The organism is Streptococcus suis, assembly GCF_002964045.1.
GTDB classification, from domain to species: domain Bacteria; phylum Bacillota; class Bacilli; order Lactobacillales; family Streptococcaceae; genus Streptococcus; species Streptococcus suis_U.
Genome location: NZ_POPB01000266.1, coordinates 1 through 14,937, shown reverse-complemented (window position 1 = coordinate 14,937; position 14,937 = coordinate 1). Strand labels below are relative to the sequence as shown.

Below are 14,937 nucleotides of genomic sequence, written 5' to 3'. Positions count from 1 at the left end.
GAAAGGTCAGATCATTTCTTCGAACTTATCGAACAGGAAATAACCGCTGTTAATCCTATTTTCCAGACAGTATTTAAGACATTTCTAAAGGATAAAGACAAGGTTTTAAACGCCATGGAATTGCCTTATTCCAACGCCAAACTGGAAGCTACCAATAATCTCATCAAAGTCATTAAGAGAAATGCCTTTGGTTTCAGGAACTTTGAAAACTTTAAAAAACGCATTTTGATTGCTTTGAACATAAAGAAAGAGAGAACGAAGTTCGTCCTCTCTAGGTGTTAGCTTTTCATCTACCCACTACAGTTGACAAAGAGCCATAAGAAAAACCTGCACAAAGCAGGTTCTATCTTAATCTATCCAGGCTCTGAACACTTCCTCATCAGAAATGGTTTCCGAGATAAAGCTGCCGTTGCTGGTGCGTTCAGACAGGCTAAGCTGGGTCACATCGACCTCATAGAGTTTGCCTGTTTTGGACTGCACATGAAGCACTTGACTGGTCGTCTCATCTTCATTTGCTATGCTAAAGAGGTCAAAATCACTCTGATCTGTCAAGACTGGACCCGCCGCAAAGACACGGTGAGGTTTAGCCTTGAGTTCGCGAAGGACCTGCAAACCACGCTTGGCACGGCTGGTCACAGGGATTTCCTCCGTCGCCATCCGCTTAAGGCTACCACGCTGGGTCAGAAGATAGACAGAGCTCGTATTGCTGATAAAGGCCGCAGCCACCACATCCCCATCCTTGAGGTTGACCGCCTTGACACCGGCCGCCTTGGCACCGATGATTGGCACTTCTTCGATGTTAAATCGCAGAGCGTAGCCCTTTTCTGTGATAAGCATAATGTCGTCCAAGACCACAGGTGATACGGTAATGACCACATCCTCTGCATCTTTTAGTTTGGCATACTTGGTTGACTTGGACTTGTAAGTCCGCCATGGCGTGAACTCCTTCCGCTCCACACGCTTGATTTGACCGTATTTGGTCACCGCGAAATAAGTTCCCTCTTCAAAATTCTCAACCAGTTCAGCGAAGATAATCTCTTCATTGGTATCAAAGTTCATGAGAGTCTGGCTCAGATGTTCACCAATATCCTTCCAACGAATATCTGTCAACTCATGGACAGGTCGGTAGATGACATTTCCAAGATTGGTAAAGAGCAAGAGGTGCTGGGTTGTCTTGGCACTCTGCACGAAAATCAGCTGGTCATCGTCCCGCTTGCCGACTTCTTCCACCGTTGAAGCACCGAAAGAACGCGGACTGGTCCGCTTGATATAGCCTGCCTTGGTCACGCTGACAAAGGTTTCTTCCTCGACAATCAAGCTGGCGGTATCAATTTCAATCGCTTCTGCTTGATCTTGTAACTCACTCAAACGAGGATTACCAAACTGCTTCTTGACCTCACGCAGTTCTTTCTTCATGAGATTGAACATGGTCCGCTCATCGCCAATAATGGCTGCCAAGGTCTGAATCTGCTCGCGTAGAGCTGCTTCTTCATTTTCCAAGGTCACAATGTCGGTATTGGTCAAGCGGTAAAGTTGCAAGGTCACGATAGCTTCTGCCTGTTCCTCGCTGAAATCATAGCTGACTTTCAAGTTTTCCTTGGCATCCGCCTTGTTTTCAGAAGCACGGATAAGGGTAATCACTTCATCCAAAATGGAAATGACACGAATCAATCCCTCTACGATATGGAGGCGTTTTTCAGCCTTTTCCTTGTCAAACTTAGAACGAGCAATGATAATCTCACGGCGGTGGGCGATGTAGCTGGACAGAATCTTCTGCAAGCCGACCTGACGCGGTGTGAAGTTATCAATGGCCACCATGTTAAAGTTGTAATTGATTTGCAGGTCGGTGTATTTGTAAAGGTAGTTGAGAATGGTTTGCTCATCACTGTCTTTTTTCAGCTCAATGGCAATCCGCAGACCTGTACGGTCTGACTCATCACGCACCTCAGCAATACCAGGCACCTTATTGTTGACACGGACATCATCAATTTTCTTGACCAAAACAGCCTTGTTGACCTCGTAAGGAATCTCAGTAATGACAATCTGTTTCTTGCCTGCCTTGAGTTGCTCGATTTCACAACGGCTACGGACAACGACACGACCCTTACCAGTTTCATAGGCCTTCTTGATTTCGTCAGCCCCTTGGATAATGGCACCTGTTGGGAAGTCTGGTCCAGGCAAGAACTCCATCAACTTTTCTAACTTAGCAGTCGGGTGATCAATCATGTAAACAACGGCATCGATGACCTCCGCCAGATTATGCGGCGGGATGTCAGTCGCATACCCAGCTGAAATTCCTGTCGCTCCATTGACCAAGAGATTGGGGAAGGCAGCTGGAAGCACAGTGGGTTCTTTTTCCGTATCATCAAAGTTCCAAGCAAATGGCACCGTCTTTTTCTCGATGTCAGCCAGCAAATAACCTGCCATTTCCGACAGGCGAGCCTCGGTGTAACGCATAGCAGCAGGCGGATCGCCGTCCATGGAACCGTTGTTCCCGTGCATCTCCACCAAAATCTCGCGGTTTTTCCAGTCCTGACTCATGCGGACCATGGCATCATAAATAGAGTAATCACCGTGTGGGTGGAAATTCCCCATGATATTCCCAACTGACTTGGCGGACTTGCGGTAGCCCTTGTCAAACGTGTTGCCGTCCTTATTCATGGAATAAAGAATCCGACGTTGCACAGGCTTTAAACCATCACGAATGTCCGGCAAAGCCCGCTCCTGAATAATGTATTTGGAGTAGCGACCAAAACGCTCTCCCATGATGTCCTCAAGGGACATGTTTTGAATGTTAGACATAAATTAAGATACAAAGCCCGTAAAAGACAAAGTCAAAATAGGAAATCGGCAGAAAATCCTGATTTTCTAGACGATTTATCTTTTTGACACAGTCTTTAGGGCATGTTCAGTTGTTTCTAACAACCGAACCTTCCTTTCTTCACTTTGTTTGCATAAGAGAAAAATATAATTTGACTTACTCCACAAACTTCCTTTTATACTTGATATGACTGGCAATATTGCCTTCTACATCCTTTTCATCCCACAGTTGCAGTTCCCATGGGTAGTAGAAATTGCTCTTATTTTTGAAATAGATATGAATGCCGACATAGCCGTCTTTATCACGCAGGTACCAGTTTTTCAGTCCATATTTTTCCTGCCAGTCATCCAGACGCTCCATGACCTCCGCGATTTCCTCAGAAGTCAAAATCATACGAGCACCGAAAATATCATTGAGAATGGAGTTGACAGGATATCCCTCATTTCTCTCCTTAAAACGATTAATCTTATCCAAAATGGATTCCGAAGTTTTGACACGATAAAAATAGGCAATATCCTTGACATCTGCACGCATCAAGTAATCGTTAATGGACTCGTGTAAGTTGAGTCGATAAGTCAGAATAGGCTGGGTAGGCACCTTGGCGAAGGTGTGTTTGAGATTGACTTTTTCAACCTTACCCGTTTCAAAATAATCCTTTGAATACTCCAGATGAATACGGTTAATTTCACTTATTAATCGTTCAACTTTCTCTAACATCTTCTTTCTCCTCGTAAAATAGCAGAGCTACTCTTCCATCTTCCGCTGACTTGCCTGCCAGAGCCTATACTCATCTACATCTGACTTGACTAATTTGAGGCAGGCATTGAGCACAAAGGCATCATCCAGCAAACCAGGACCAAAGATAAAATCAGGCAGGGCATCCAAAGGGCTGAAGAAATAAATCAAGGCACCAATGGTTGCCAGAATGGCCCCTTTAGGAAGGGCTGTATAGTCTCGCCTGACATAACTTCGAATCATGGAAATCATACCTGGAATGGCTGAAAACTTATCCCCACCGAACGGCAAACGTGCCAATTTCTTCTCGATATCTTGCAGAAAATGTTCCAATTTTCCTTGGTCTGACAGTAAGACCTCTGCCCGTTCTCTGGTCTTGGACGATTTCCAAGATTCAAGCGCCTGGTCAAACTTTTCTTCCAATTCCTGTTTATTTTTAAATGGCTTACGCTTTCGAGCCCATTCCGTCAACTGTTTTTGAAAACGGTCAGTTAATTTTACTCTTAATGGCATAAAACACCTCACATAGTTTATCTGTGCTAGATTTACAAATCCTCAGTACGATAAAGGTTGTAACCCTCATAGAAATAAGAATGGTCAATGCCTTTCATGTAGAGTTCTCTACTATCAACCTCATCAGTCAAGGCATTTTTTAAGACATATTTAATTTCAATATCACGAATTGGACTTCGCTCCATTGCCAAAAGATAATCTTCCTTATCCACTAAAGACCAATCAACAACCTGCCCTAGTTCAGACTTCAACAAATGGTCCAGCCAAAGCCTCATACTACGACCATTCCCCTCACGGAAGGGATGAGCCACGTTCATCTCTACATATTTTTCAATAATTTGTTCAAATGTTCGCTGAGGCATTTTTTCAATTGTTTCTAAGGATTTGTGAAGATACATGAGAGGAGCGAAACGAAAGCCAGCTTTTGCGATGTTGACATCTCTTATCTTACCTGCAAAATCATAGATATCTTCGAAGAGAAAGCGGTGAATAAAAGAAAGGGTTTCAAAAGCGCCAGCTTGTTTATCAGCTAGCAATTCTTCCTCAAAAAGCCGTTTTGCCTTCTCCTTACTGACCTTTTCTTCCGTTTTTGCCAGCTCTAAAGAGTCCTTTATCCCAAATTTATTTTCTAAAACCATATGGCACCTCAACTTCCCTGAGATTATTTGGTAAAAGCTGTCGCCTCTTCCAAGGTAAACTTAACATTGTCTTCAATCCACTTACGGCGTGGCTCGACCTTGTCGCCCATAAGGACAGATACACGGCGTTCAGCACGGGCCAGGTCTTCAATGGTAACACGGATGAGGGTACGGGTTTCAGGGTTCATGGTTGTTTCCCAGAGCTGATCGGCATTCATCTCACCAAGCCCCTTGTAACGTTGGAGAATAAAGCCCTTGCCAAAATCCTTGCGGAGATCTTCTAATTCCCCGTCAGACCAAGCATAAGCAATCTTTTCTGTCTTGCCCTTGCCTTTTGACATCTTATAAAGTGGCGGAAGGGCGATGTAAACCCGTCCTGCTTCTACCAATGGTCGCATATAACGATAGAAGAAAGTCAGCAAGAGGGTCTGAATGTGGGCACCATCCGTATCCGCATCGGTCATGATAATAATCTTGTCATAGTTGACATCTTCGATAGTAAAATCTGACCCAACACCTGCACCAATGGTGTAAATCATGGTGTTGATTTCTTCGTTTTTGAGGATGTCCGCCATTTTTGCCTTGGCGGTATTGATAACCTTACCACGCAAAGGTAGAATGGCTTGGAACTTACGGTCACGGCCCTGCTTGGCAGAACCCCCGGCTGAATCTCCCTCAACCAGATAGAGTTCGTTTTTGGCTGGATTTTTGGACTGGGCTGGGGTTAGCTTACCTGACAGAAGCCCCTTGTCCTTCTTGTTTTTCTTACCGTTTCGGGATTCGTCACGCGCCTTACGCGCAGCCTCGCGGGCGTCACGCGCCTTAATGGCTTTACGAACTAGATTTGAAGCTAATTCCCCATTTTCCAAAAGGAAGAAGGTCAGCTTGTCCGATACAATGCCGTCCACCACAGGACGAGCAAGCGGACTTCCCAACTTGTCCTTGGTTTGCCCTTCAAACTGCAAATGCTCTTCTGGGACAAGGATAGAAAGGACCGCAGACAAACCTTCACGGTAGTCAGAACCTTCCAAGTTCTTATCCTTTTCCTTGAGCAAGTTGGTCTTACGAGCATAGTCGTTCATGGCCTTGGTAATGGCTAGTTTGAGACCTGTTTCGTGGGTACCGCCGTCCTTGGTCCGAACGTTGTTAACGAAGGACAGGATATTATCAGAATAACCGTCGTTGTACTGCATGGCCACTTGAACCTGGAATCCTGCATCTTCTCCTTCAAAATAGAGGACTGGTGTCAGGGTTTCCTTGTCTTCGTTGAGGTAGGACACAAAGTCCTGGACACCATTTTCATAGTGGTACTCCTCCTGCTCACCAGTCCGCTCATCTGTCAAGGTCATGGTGACTTGTTTGAGCAAGAAGGCTGATTCTTTCAGGCGTTCGGCAATGGTGTTGAATTTGAAATCCGTCGTTGAAAAGATGGTATCATCAGGCATAAAGGTCACCTTTGTACCTGTTTTTGATTTTGGTGCGGTGCCAATCTTCTCTAAAGTCGTGACTGGTTTTCCGCCCTGCTCAAACCGTTGCTTGTAAACAGCACCGTCACGGGTAATCTCAACTTCCAACCAGCTGGACAGGGCATTGACCACTGAAGAACCAACCCCGTGGAGACCACCTGAAGTTTTGTAGCCACCTTGACCAAACTTACCTCCTGCGTGGAGAACCGTGAAGATAACTTCAACCGTTGGCTTGCCGGTAGCGTGCATACCAACGGGCATACCACGTCCACGGTCGGAAACAGACAGGCTGCCGTCCTTGTTAATGGTCACGTCAATTCGGTCACCGAAACCGGAGAGAGCCTCATCGACAGCGTTATCGACAATCTCCCAGACCATGTGGTGAAGACCATTCCCGTCTGTTGAGCCGATGTACATACCAGGGCGTTTACGAACAGCATCCAGTCCTTCCAGTACCTGAATGGCATCATCATTATAGTTATTTATGTTAATCTCTTTCTTAGCCAAAACTGACCTCCATACTTGTCATCCTTACTATATTACAAGTTTTTGGACATTTTTGCAAAATTTTTCTGCTGGAGAATCCGATGGAACAGGGTTTCAAAAACATTTTTGTCTCAGACTGTCTAAAAATATGCTATAATGAAATCATGTTATTGAATGTTTTACTATTATTGACAGCCTATTTATTGGGATCTATCCCATCAGGTCTCTGGATCGGCCAGGCCTTTTTTAAGATAAATATTCGTGAGCATGGCTCTGGAAATACCGGGACAACCAATACCTTTCGCATACTGGGGCCAAAGGCTGGAACCATTGTATTTTTGATTGATTTTTTCAAAGGAACCTTAGCAACACTCCTTCCCATCCTGCTGCATGCGCAAGGCATTTCTCCAATTGTCTTTGGCTTAGTAGCCGTATTGGGGCATACATTTCCTATCTTTGCTCAATTTAAAGGCGGAAAGGCTGTGGCAACATCAGCTGGCATGCTTCTGGGCGTCGCACCTGCTTTTTGCCTCTATCTAGTCATCATTTTTGTGACTTCTCTTTATCTCACTTCGATGGTTTCCTTCTCCAGCGTATTGGGTGCTGCTTTAGCAATCTTAGGAGCTCTGCTATTTCCAGCAATGGGAATCATCCTGCCAAGCTATGACTGGCTCTTTACCATCATTATCGTCTTTTTGGGGCTATTTGTCATCGTTCGGCACAAGGAAAATATCCAACGAATTTTGAAAAAAGAAGAAAATCTAGTCCCATTCGGACTCAATCTAACCAAACAGAAAAAGCGAGTTTAACCACTCGCTTTTAATTTATAGTCTTTTAGTTTACTTTTAGTACTAGCTCTAACTGTCTGTGAGACAGTTGGAGGTTATAAATGAAGCGAACAAGGTTCGCGTCAAAAGCTGCTGTACTGGAGTACGGCAAAGCGAGTTCAAACAATCCAGTGGAATGTTTGAAGTTGGAAATAAGGAAACGGAGTTTCCTCTTGCGTCGAAGTAATAAAAGAAAAACTAAATGACTATATGTTGACTTCAACCACTTCAATTCTTTCCCCACCAAGTAAAATCAAATGGCAGTCTACACGATCTATCTTGTAGGCTTTTTTCAATGCCTCGGCATAGAGTTGCATTTGAGCTTGGTAACGTTGGCTGACTTGGTTAGGTTGGTCATACTTGTCTGTCTTGTAATCAAAGAGGACAATATGATCATCATATAGCAGGTAGCCATCGATAATCCCACGCAAGACAAATTGTTCCTGTGATACAGGATCTGTCTGCAAACTTGCAAATGGAGCTTCTCGGTGAAGATTGTCCGTATTGGCTAGAATTTCTCTTCCTAAGTCTGTATCAAAGAAATCTAAAATCATCTGAACATTGATTTTGTCTTTAACCGCTTGCTCAGCATGAACAGCTTCTAGGGCTTCTCTTACCGTATCTTCTGTCACCAACCAAGACAGATTCAAGCGTTGCATGAGTTCATGGACTGCTGAACCGACTTGAGCTCCAGTGATTTTTGGTTTCTTGGAGAAATCTGGCAAGTTGAAGGTCCGTTTTGGCTGGTATTTTTCCATAACTTCCATGCCTTCTTGTTCCAAAATAGGCTCATAGAGTTTCTTGATTTGACTTGGAGTCCGTAAACTTGGTAATTCTATAGCAGCCTTATAGCGTTCGTTCAACTCTTGAACAGAAGACAACTGGTCCAAGGCTTGAGCAATGTCTTCTGATTGACGAATATCTTTAAGGCTAGCGTCTTTTAGCTTATTCTTCAATGTCAGTTTACCAATCTTCTCCTCTGTCAAATCCTCATCCGTCACAAAGACTTTCTTGAAGTGCAAGTCTTCTCCTGAAAAGGCCTCATCAATGGCTAAAATCCAGTCTTGGAAGGTCGCCATGTTTTCACGAGTTGATTGGGCAAGTACGCCTTCTTCCTTCTTACCATCGTATTTTTCAGCTAACCTGTCAGCATTACCCTTTCCAACCAGATACAGCTTCTTCTCAGCACGCGTTAGTGCAACATAAAGCAACCGCATTTGTTCTGAAAGATTGGCAATTTTTAACTCTTGGAGATTATTTTGATAAGGGAGGGTGTTCATTAAGACTCGCACCTGAGGTAATGGGCTATTTACCTTATCTTTCATATCCGCTAAATATTGGATACCTAGACCATTTTTCCGGCTGATGATGACTGACTGGTAATGGTCATCCAAGTTGAAACGCTTATCGATATTCATGAGGAAGACATATTTGAACTCCAGTCCTTTTGACTTATGAATGGTCATCAGCTGAACAGCATTTTGCGGTAGAAACTCTTGTACATCTGCCAAATCCTTGTCATTTGCTAAGGCACGGTCAATCATGGCGATGAAACGAGACAAGCCTTTGTAGCCTGTTTTTTCAAACTGGTTGGCACGCAGACCAAGTGCGTATAGATTGGCCTGACGTTTGCTGCCATTTGGAAGAGCACCGACATAGTCATAGTAGAATTTTTCATTGAAAATCTTCCAGATCAGGTCATAAATAGAATGCAGTTTGGCATAGGCACGCCAGTTTTCCAAAATAGACAAGAAATCCTTGATTTTCTTCTTCAACTCTCCTGACATAAGTTCAGGATGTTGCCCATTTGTTTGATGGGCTATTTCCATTTTCTGGTAAAAGAAACCTGTCCCAGCCTGCAAGGAAATCCGTGTCAGTTCATCCTCATCGAATCGGAACATAGGCGATTTAAGCAGGGCAACCAAGGCATAGTCATTGAGTGGATTATTGATAACCCGCAAGGTATCCAGCATAATCATGACTTCTAAAGATTGCAGATAGGAGGCTGCTCCGCCATCTGCCACAAGGGGAATCCCATGTTTTTCAAAAATGGACATAATGAGGTCGTTGTGCGTCCGTTTTTGCACCAAGAGAGTGATGTCCTTGAAGTCTGCACCTTCTTCATTGTGAAGACGAATAATCTCTTTTGCAACGACCTCAATTTCACCTGCAGTAAGAAGAGTATCCTCCTCAGCATCCGTTGAAGAACTCGCGCTATCCTGCTGGTCGTAAATGAAGTATTCCATCTCATGCTTGGGCTGGGCAATTTTTTGACCAGGACTACCAGCCACTAGACTGTGGGTGTCGTCATACTTGATTTCCCCGACTTGACGGTCCATCAGGCGCGTGAAAATAGCATTTGTTGCCTCCAAGACCTCAATCTGACTACGGAAATTTTCCTTGAGCAAAATCAATTTTCCGGCTTCTTGATTTGCCTGATACAGTTCAAATTTCTCTTGGAAAATCATCGGATCCGCCTGACGGAATCGATAGATGGACTGCTTAATGTCGCCCACCATAAAGCGGTTGTGACCGTTAGACAGCAGGTCCAACATTCGCTCTTGGCTATGGTTGTTATCCTGGTACTCGTCCACCATGACTTCGTGGTATTTTTCTTGGAAAAACTGGCGGATGTCCGCATTTTCTTCTAAAATACGAATAGCGAAATGCCCAATATCGCCAAATTCAAAAGCTGCTTCCTTGATTTTTACAGCTAGATAAGCCTGCGAAAAATCCAAGACAAAGTCACGTAATAATATCAGCAAGGGCAAAGCTTGAACCTGATAATCTTTCAGCAGGGTCAATCCATAAACTTCTTGACCCAAATCTCGTAGTCCTGAGATAATCTGGCCCTTGCCAGTATTGTATTCTTCTTTAAAGGCTATCAAATGTTCATCTTTTGGTCGATTGGCATTGGTCAGGCCCTTGCCTCTGGACTGGTCATTGATGAGAAGGATTCTTTCAACCCGTTCCATCAAGTCCTTCTGGTCCAGACTATCTAAACCTGTCAGCAAATCTAAAACTTCTTCCACATTTGCAAAATACTTGGCAGATCCAAAGTCATTTCTGCCCCATTCCACATGGTAGCGGAAGAAATCTGCAGCATGATAGAGCTTGTCTAACACTTTTTCCTTAAAGCCATGCTCTATGATCTGCTCAATACGCTCTTGACTGTACAAATCAGCTTGAACAGCCTGCTCTTTCAGCCATTTAGTTGGACTGCTCGTCGATTGACTAAAATCATGCACCTGATAAACAACCTGACGGAAACCACTATTATCCTTACGGTTGCCCGAAAAATTGCGAACCAGTTTGCGGAACTCACCATTTTCATCCTCTTCTAGATAATCTGCAAAGAGCTGGTCAAAAACCTCTTTTTTTAGACTCGCTTTTTCTGTCTCATCCTGTAAAATCCGAAACTGCGGAGAAATACCAAGGCTATAACCGTAGGTGGTCACCAATTTCTGCGTAAAGGAGTCCATGGTCCCAATATCCGCCTTGGTCAAATCCGCCAACTGGGCTGACAAATGTCGACGCAAGTCCATATCCGTCGTCTCCGCAATGGTTTCATTGAGATTTTTCTCAATCCGCCCCTTCAATTCACCAGCCGCCTTGACTGTAAAGGTCGAGATAAAGAGCTGGTCGATTCCCACACCACGCTTCAACTTATCCAAAATCCGTTGAACCATGACGAAGGTCTTACCTGACCCAGCCGATGCAGAGACCAGAACATTTTGACCGTGCGTGTAGATGGCTTCAATCTGCTCAGGTGTGCGTTTTTGTTGCTTATCAGAATTGGCTTCCGCTAGCTGCACAGCCTTGATTTCTTCCGCGCTTAAAAATTGTTCAAATGCCATTAGTCCTGACCTCCTTTCATTCGTTCCATCCAATCTTGACGCTTGGCCTCCTTGACCAACCGCCGTGCCATGCCCATGTGCCGATCCGCCTCAAAACCAGTGATTGCCTTCAGCTGCTCACCTGCCACCGAACGCCCATCTTTGGTATAAGGGTTAATAGCAAAGCGACCAGCCAGAATGTCCATGGCAGCTTGTTTGTAGAGTTCTTGGTTGTGGTTCAATAACACCGCAAACTCATCTTCCGTATAGAGTTGGTTACGAGTCTGATAAAAATGATTGAGCCCCAGACTTTCCTCCTTCAAGAAAAGCCCCTTGTAAACCAAGCTAGTATTGGCAGCTCCTTCTAGCTGTTCTAAATTCTTCGTGTCTTTCAATTTGATAATCGGATCCTGTAAATGCAAATACATAGCTCCAAAAACAGGTTTATCCTTGGTTTCATCCAGCTCTTGTAAGGCTGCCAAGTAGGTCACCAACTGAGGTTTTAGACCATTGTAAAAATCCCCAACTGAAAAAGATTGGTCGCTGGACTTGTAATCCACAACACCGACAGCCTGATTGATTTGTAAGGTATCCAAGCGGTCAATTGTACCATTTACATGCACCCTCTTGCCATTTTGAAGATCAAAAACCAGCGCCTTATCCTGACGGAAACTCTTTTCCTGACCATCAATTTCCACCAAATCATTATCCCGTAAAATAGTCGCACTGGAGCGAGCAATCTTATCCAGCACTTCCTCCGTATAACGAGCATCCGCATCCTGGTTATAAAACATAGCAAATTCTGCCTCGTCACGCGTACGCAGGATTGCCTTGTCCACTTTTTGATCAAAATCTAGCTCAGATTGGTCCATGACCACTCGTTCAAAAATCCGATGCAAGAAGAGCCCGTGTTGAAAGGCCGTCGGATGGATGGATTCCTGTTCCCGCAAGCGAAGAACATTACGGACAAAGTAAAGATATTGGTTATTGTAGAAATTGGTCAAGCTGGATGCTGAAAGATTGAGTGGCTTATCCTCTGGATATAAAGCAGCCAATGTATCAGCTGCAAGCTGTTTAGAAGCAATATCACCAGTAATGGTCGGAATTTCAATGCCTTGCGACTCCAATTTCTTCTTCAAATGGCGAACCAAGACTGTCCAGAAGGCCCTCTGCCCTTCCCATTTTTCATTATCAAGAGATGGTCTTTCTGACTCAATCAAACGGGATAAGAGACTCTTGTAGTGACCGATGTCTTGCGGACTAAGTGTTTTAATCCGACCACGTTCTTCGGATTTCAGCCCCATTTTTTGGAGAATTTTAATATAAGGGGAGAGACTATCTTCGCCTTCGTTATAAATCTGAGGAGTTGAAATAACTAACTGTTCCGTCGCAGCATTCAGCAGAGACATCATGGCAGCATGGTTCTTCTTAATATTCTCTCGACTGACCAAATCAAAACGTGAAGAACTAGCCGAGACAAGATTGACTTTTTCCATCTCTTCTTCTGTCAATAGACTGGTATTCTTGGCAACTTTTGGAAAATTGGACTGGCCCATTCCGATAGCATAAACATACTTTGCAGTGTGCGGCTCGATCAAATCATAGGATTTTACATTGACCACATCAACTGTTGCAGGAACGGTACGATAGTGACTGGCCTGCATGCCAGCCTGTAAAATAGCCAGAAAATCATCCATTTTCAACTTTTCTTTTCCGAAAATCTGATGAAAATTCTCTAGAATATGGGTAAAACTTTTCCAGACCTGCTCTTCTTTTTCTTGCTCTACTTCACTCAAATTTCGAGACATTTTTTCCATATTTTTAGGAAGCTCAATTGCCTCCAAAAATGCCATAAATTTCTCAAGCAAGGCAACTCCAGATTGTGGTCCAGCCTTAAACAGCTGGTTCAAAGGTTCCATAATCTTAGCACGTAGGGGTTCCAAAACATTCAAATCATAGACAAGTCGCTTCTCCTTGATGACTTCAGCATCATAGTCCGCTCTGCCATTGACCGAAAAAGCCCTCGAAAAAGCAGCCTGCCCCTTCATATCCGCAAAAAGGATGTAAGACTCAAATAGGTCCAGCTCCTTTTGGGAAATGCTGGCGTACAAACCAGATTTGAGGAGATTGAGTAGGTCTTCCGCACGAAAACGATAGCGACGCAAGCGCTCCAAGGACTCCACAAAATGGACCAGGGGATGATGACTCATCTCCTCTGCCTTGCCAAAATAGTAAGGAATATCATACTTGTCAAAAATCTTGCCAATCTGCAACTTGTAGCTATCCACATCACCCAAGAGCAACAAGATGTCTTTATAGCGTGCCCCTTGATGCACATGCTGACGAATCGCAGTCGCAACCTGCTCCACCTCTTCTTTTTGGTTGACGACTTCCCATAGCTGGATTTTTTCTTGATCTGCTGGAGTCAACTCAAGTAAGGTTCCGCTATAATCATAAATCGACTCCATATTCTTTGAAAATTTACCAATACTGTCCAAGACTGGCTCTTGACCAATATAAGTAGCCTTAGTCTGGAACTGCGCTGATAAATGGCGCAAAAAGTCAACGTTAGCTTGATAAACATTGCCTTCAATATAGGTCGCATTTACAGCTTTCTTGCTGGCATAGGCACCGATCAGTATTTCTGCTACTCGACTGTTTAAGGCTGCCACGAAAGCTTCTTCTTCTGCCGAAAAACGAGAAAATCCATCTACCACCAGCACAATGTTCTTCAACTGCTCATCCAACTGACCAGTTTCTACCAAGCTCGTCAGCTGTGCTAACTTAGACTGATGCTCAAAGCCTTCTTTGGACAAAATGTCTGTTACAGCCAGAAAAATCTTTACCAAATCAGCCTGCTTATCTGGTGACTCCATGGCTTCCAAGTCCAAAATAGACATATTTGCCCGTTGCAACTCTTTGTATAAAGCAACTAGCTGGTTAATGAACCCAAAATCTGTCTGTAATCGACCATAGACTTTCAAGTCGCCGTCTTCAAATTGCGATAGCACACGAAAGAAAATCATGGCAAGACCAACATCATCCAGCGGTTGACCTGCTTCTTTCCTATCAATCATCAAATAGCGGGCCAATTGTCCAAATCGAGTCACGACAATTTCAAAGGTTGCCTGTTCAGGTAGGTATTCCAAAACTTTACGTTCCATTTCAAAGGACAGGGAGTTCGGAGCAATGTAAAAAACTCGCTTACCTTCCTTAGCAAATTCTGCTGCGGTATCCGTTAAATACTGCGTCAGAGGATTGCGAATATCTGTATAAACTAATTGCATAGTTTATGCCCTACTTTCCATGAATATTCTATGTCTAGTATATCAAAAATGCGTGTACAAAAAAAGGAAAGGCGTAACCGCCCAATAACAAGGTATCTATCCACTCACTCCTTCCTCCGGTATACTGTTATAAAAAACAAACTGGAGGATTTATTATGTCACAGCCCATCGTCCCATTGACTATTCCCCAATCTCGCCGCTTTGAAAAGAAAAGCAGAAACGATATTCTGATGAAAATTCGCCTCGGAAAGGTGGAAGTCACATTTTTCCAATCTATCAACCATGAAGTAATGGAAATAATCTTGGATAAGGTACTGCACTATGACCA

9 protein-coding genes are annotated in these 14,937 nt (G+C 43.9%); 2 read left to right on the top strand and 7 right to left on the bottom strand.

Annotated elements, in window-relative coordinates; all coding sequences use genetic code 11:
- Positions 1-282: transposase (locus tag C1E99_RS03490; RefSeq protein ID WP_161951142.1), on the top strand; the 282-nt coding region annotated here is incomplete at its 5' end.
- Positions 283-348: 66 nt separating this feature from the next.
- Here C1E99_RS03490 and parC read toward each other — a convergent pair.
- The 5 genes from parC to parE form a co-directional block, all read right to left on the bottom strand.
- Positions 349-2,802, bottom strand: coding sequence for a DNA topoisomerase IV subunit A (parC, locus tag C1E99_RS03485; RefSeq protein WP_105206597.1), 2,454 nt, complete (start codon positions 2,800-2,802; stop codon positions 349-351).
- A gap of 175 nt (positions 2,803-2,977) precedes the next feature.
- On the bottom strand, positions 2,978-3,538 hold the full coding sequence (locus C1E99_RS03480; RefSeq protein ID WP_105206596.1) for a GTP pyrophosphokinase: 561 nt from the start codon (positions 3,536-3,538) through the stop codon (positions 2,978-2,980).
- Positions 3,539-3,565: 27 nt separating this feature from the next.
- Positions 3,566-4,069: a YkvA family protein gene (locus C1E99_RS03475; protein WP_105206595.1), complete on the bottom strand. Its 504-nt coding sequence runs from the start codon at positions 4,067-4,069 to the stop codon at positions 3,566-3,568.
- 32 nt (positions 4,070-4,101) lie between these two features.
- A complete protein-coding gene (gene fic / locus C1E99_RS03470) occupies positions 4,102-4,707 on the bottom strand; it encodes a protein adenylyltransferase Fic (RefSeq protein WP_105206594.1) in 606 nt (201 codons plus the stop codon).
- A 23-nt stretch (positions 4,708-4,730) separates the two neighbouring features.
- Positions 4,731-6,680, bottom strand: a complete 1,950-nt coding sequence (gene parE / locus C1E99_RS03465; protein WP_027971453.1) for a DNA topoisomerase IV subunit B — start codon at positions 6,678-6,680, stop codon at positions 4,731-4,733.
- Between the two features lie 143 nt (positions 6,681-6,823).
- Here parE and plsY point away from each other — a divergent pair, with 143 nt between their 5' ends.
- Positions 6,824-7,468 carry a glycerol-3-phosphate 1-O-acyltransferase PlsY gene (gene plsY / locus C1E99_RS03460; RefSeq protein ID WP_105206598.1) on the top strand — a complete coding sequence of 215 codons (645 nt, stop codon included), beginning with the start codon at positions 6,824-6,826 and terminating at the stop codon, positions 7,466-7,468.
- Positions 7,469-7,692: 224 nt separating this feature from the next.
- Here the strand turns inward: plsY and addA are convergent, their stop codons facing one another.
- Both addA and rexB read right to left on the bottom strand, forming a co-directional pair.
- The gene (addA, locus tag C1E99_RS03450) at positions 7,693-11,343 is read right to left on the bottom strand and encodes a helicase-exonuclease AddAB subunit AddA (RefSeq protein ID WP_161951141.1); all 3,651 of its coding nucleotides are present in this window, start codon (positions 11,341-11,343) and stop codon (positions 7,693-7,695) included.
- On the bottom strand, positions 11,343-14,609 hold the full coding sequence (rexB, locus tag C1E99_RS03445) for an ATP-dependent nuclease subunit B (protein ID WP_105206591.1): 3,267 nt from the start codon (positions 14,607-14,609) through the stop codon (positions 11,343-11,345). The genes addA and rexB overlap by 1 nt, the downstream gene beginning before the upstream one ends.
- Positions 14,610-14,937 lie beyond the last annotated feature (328 nt).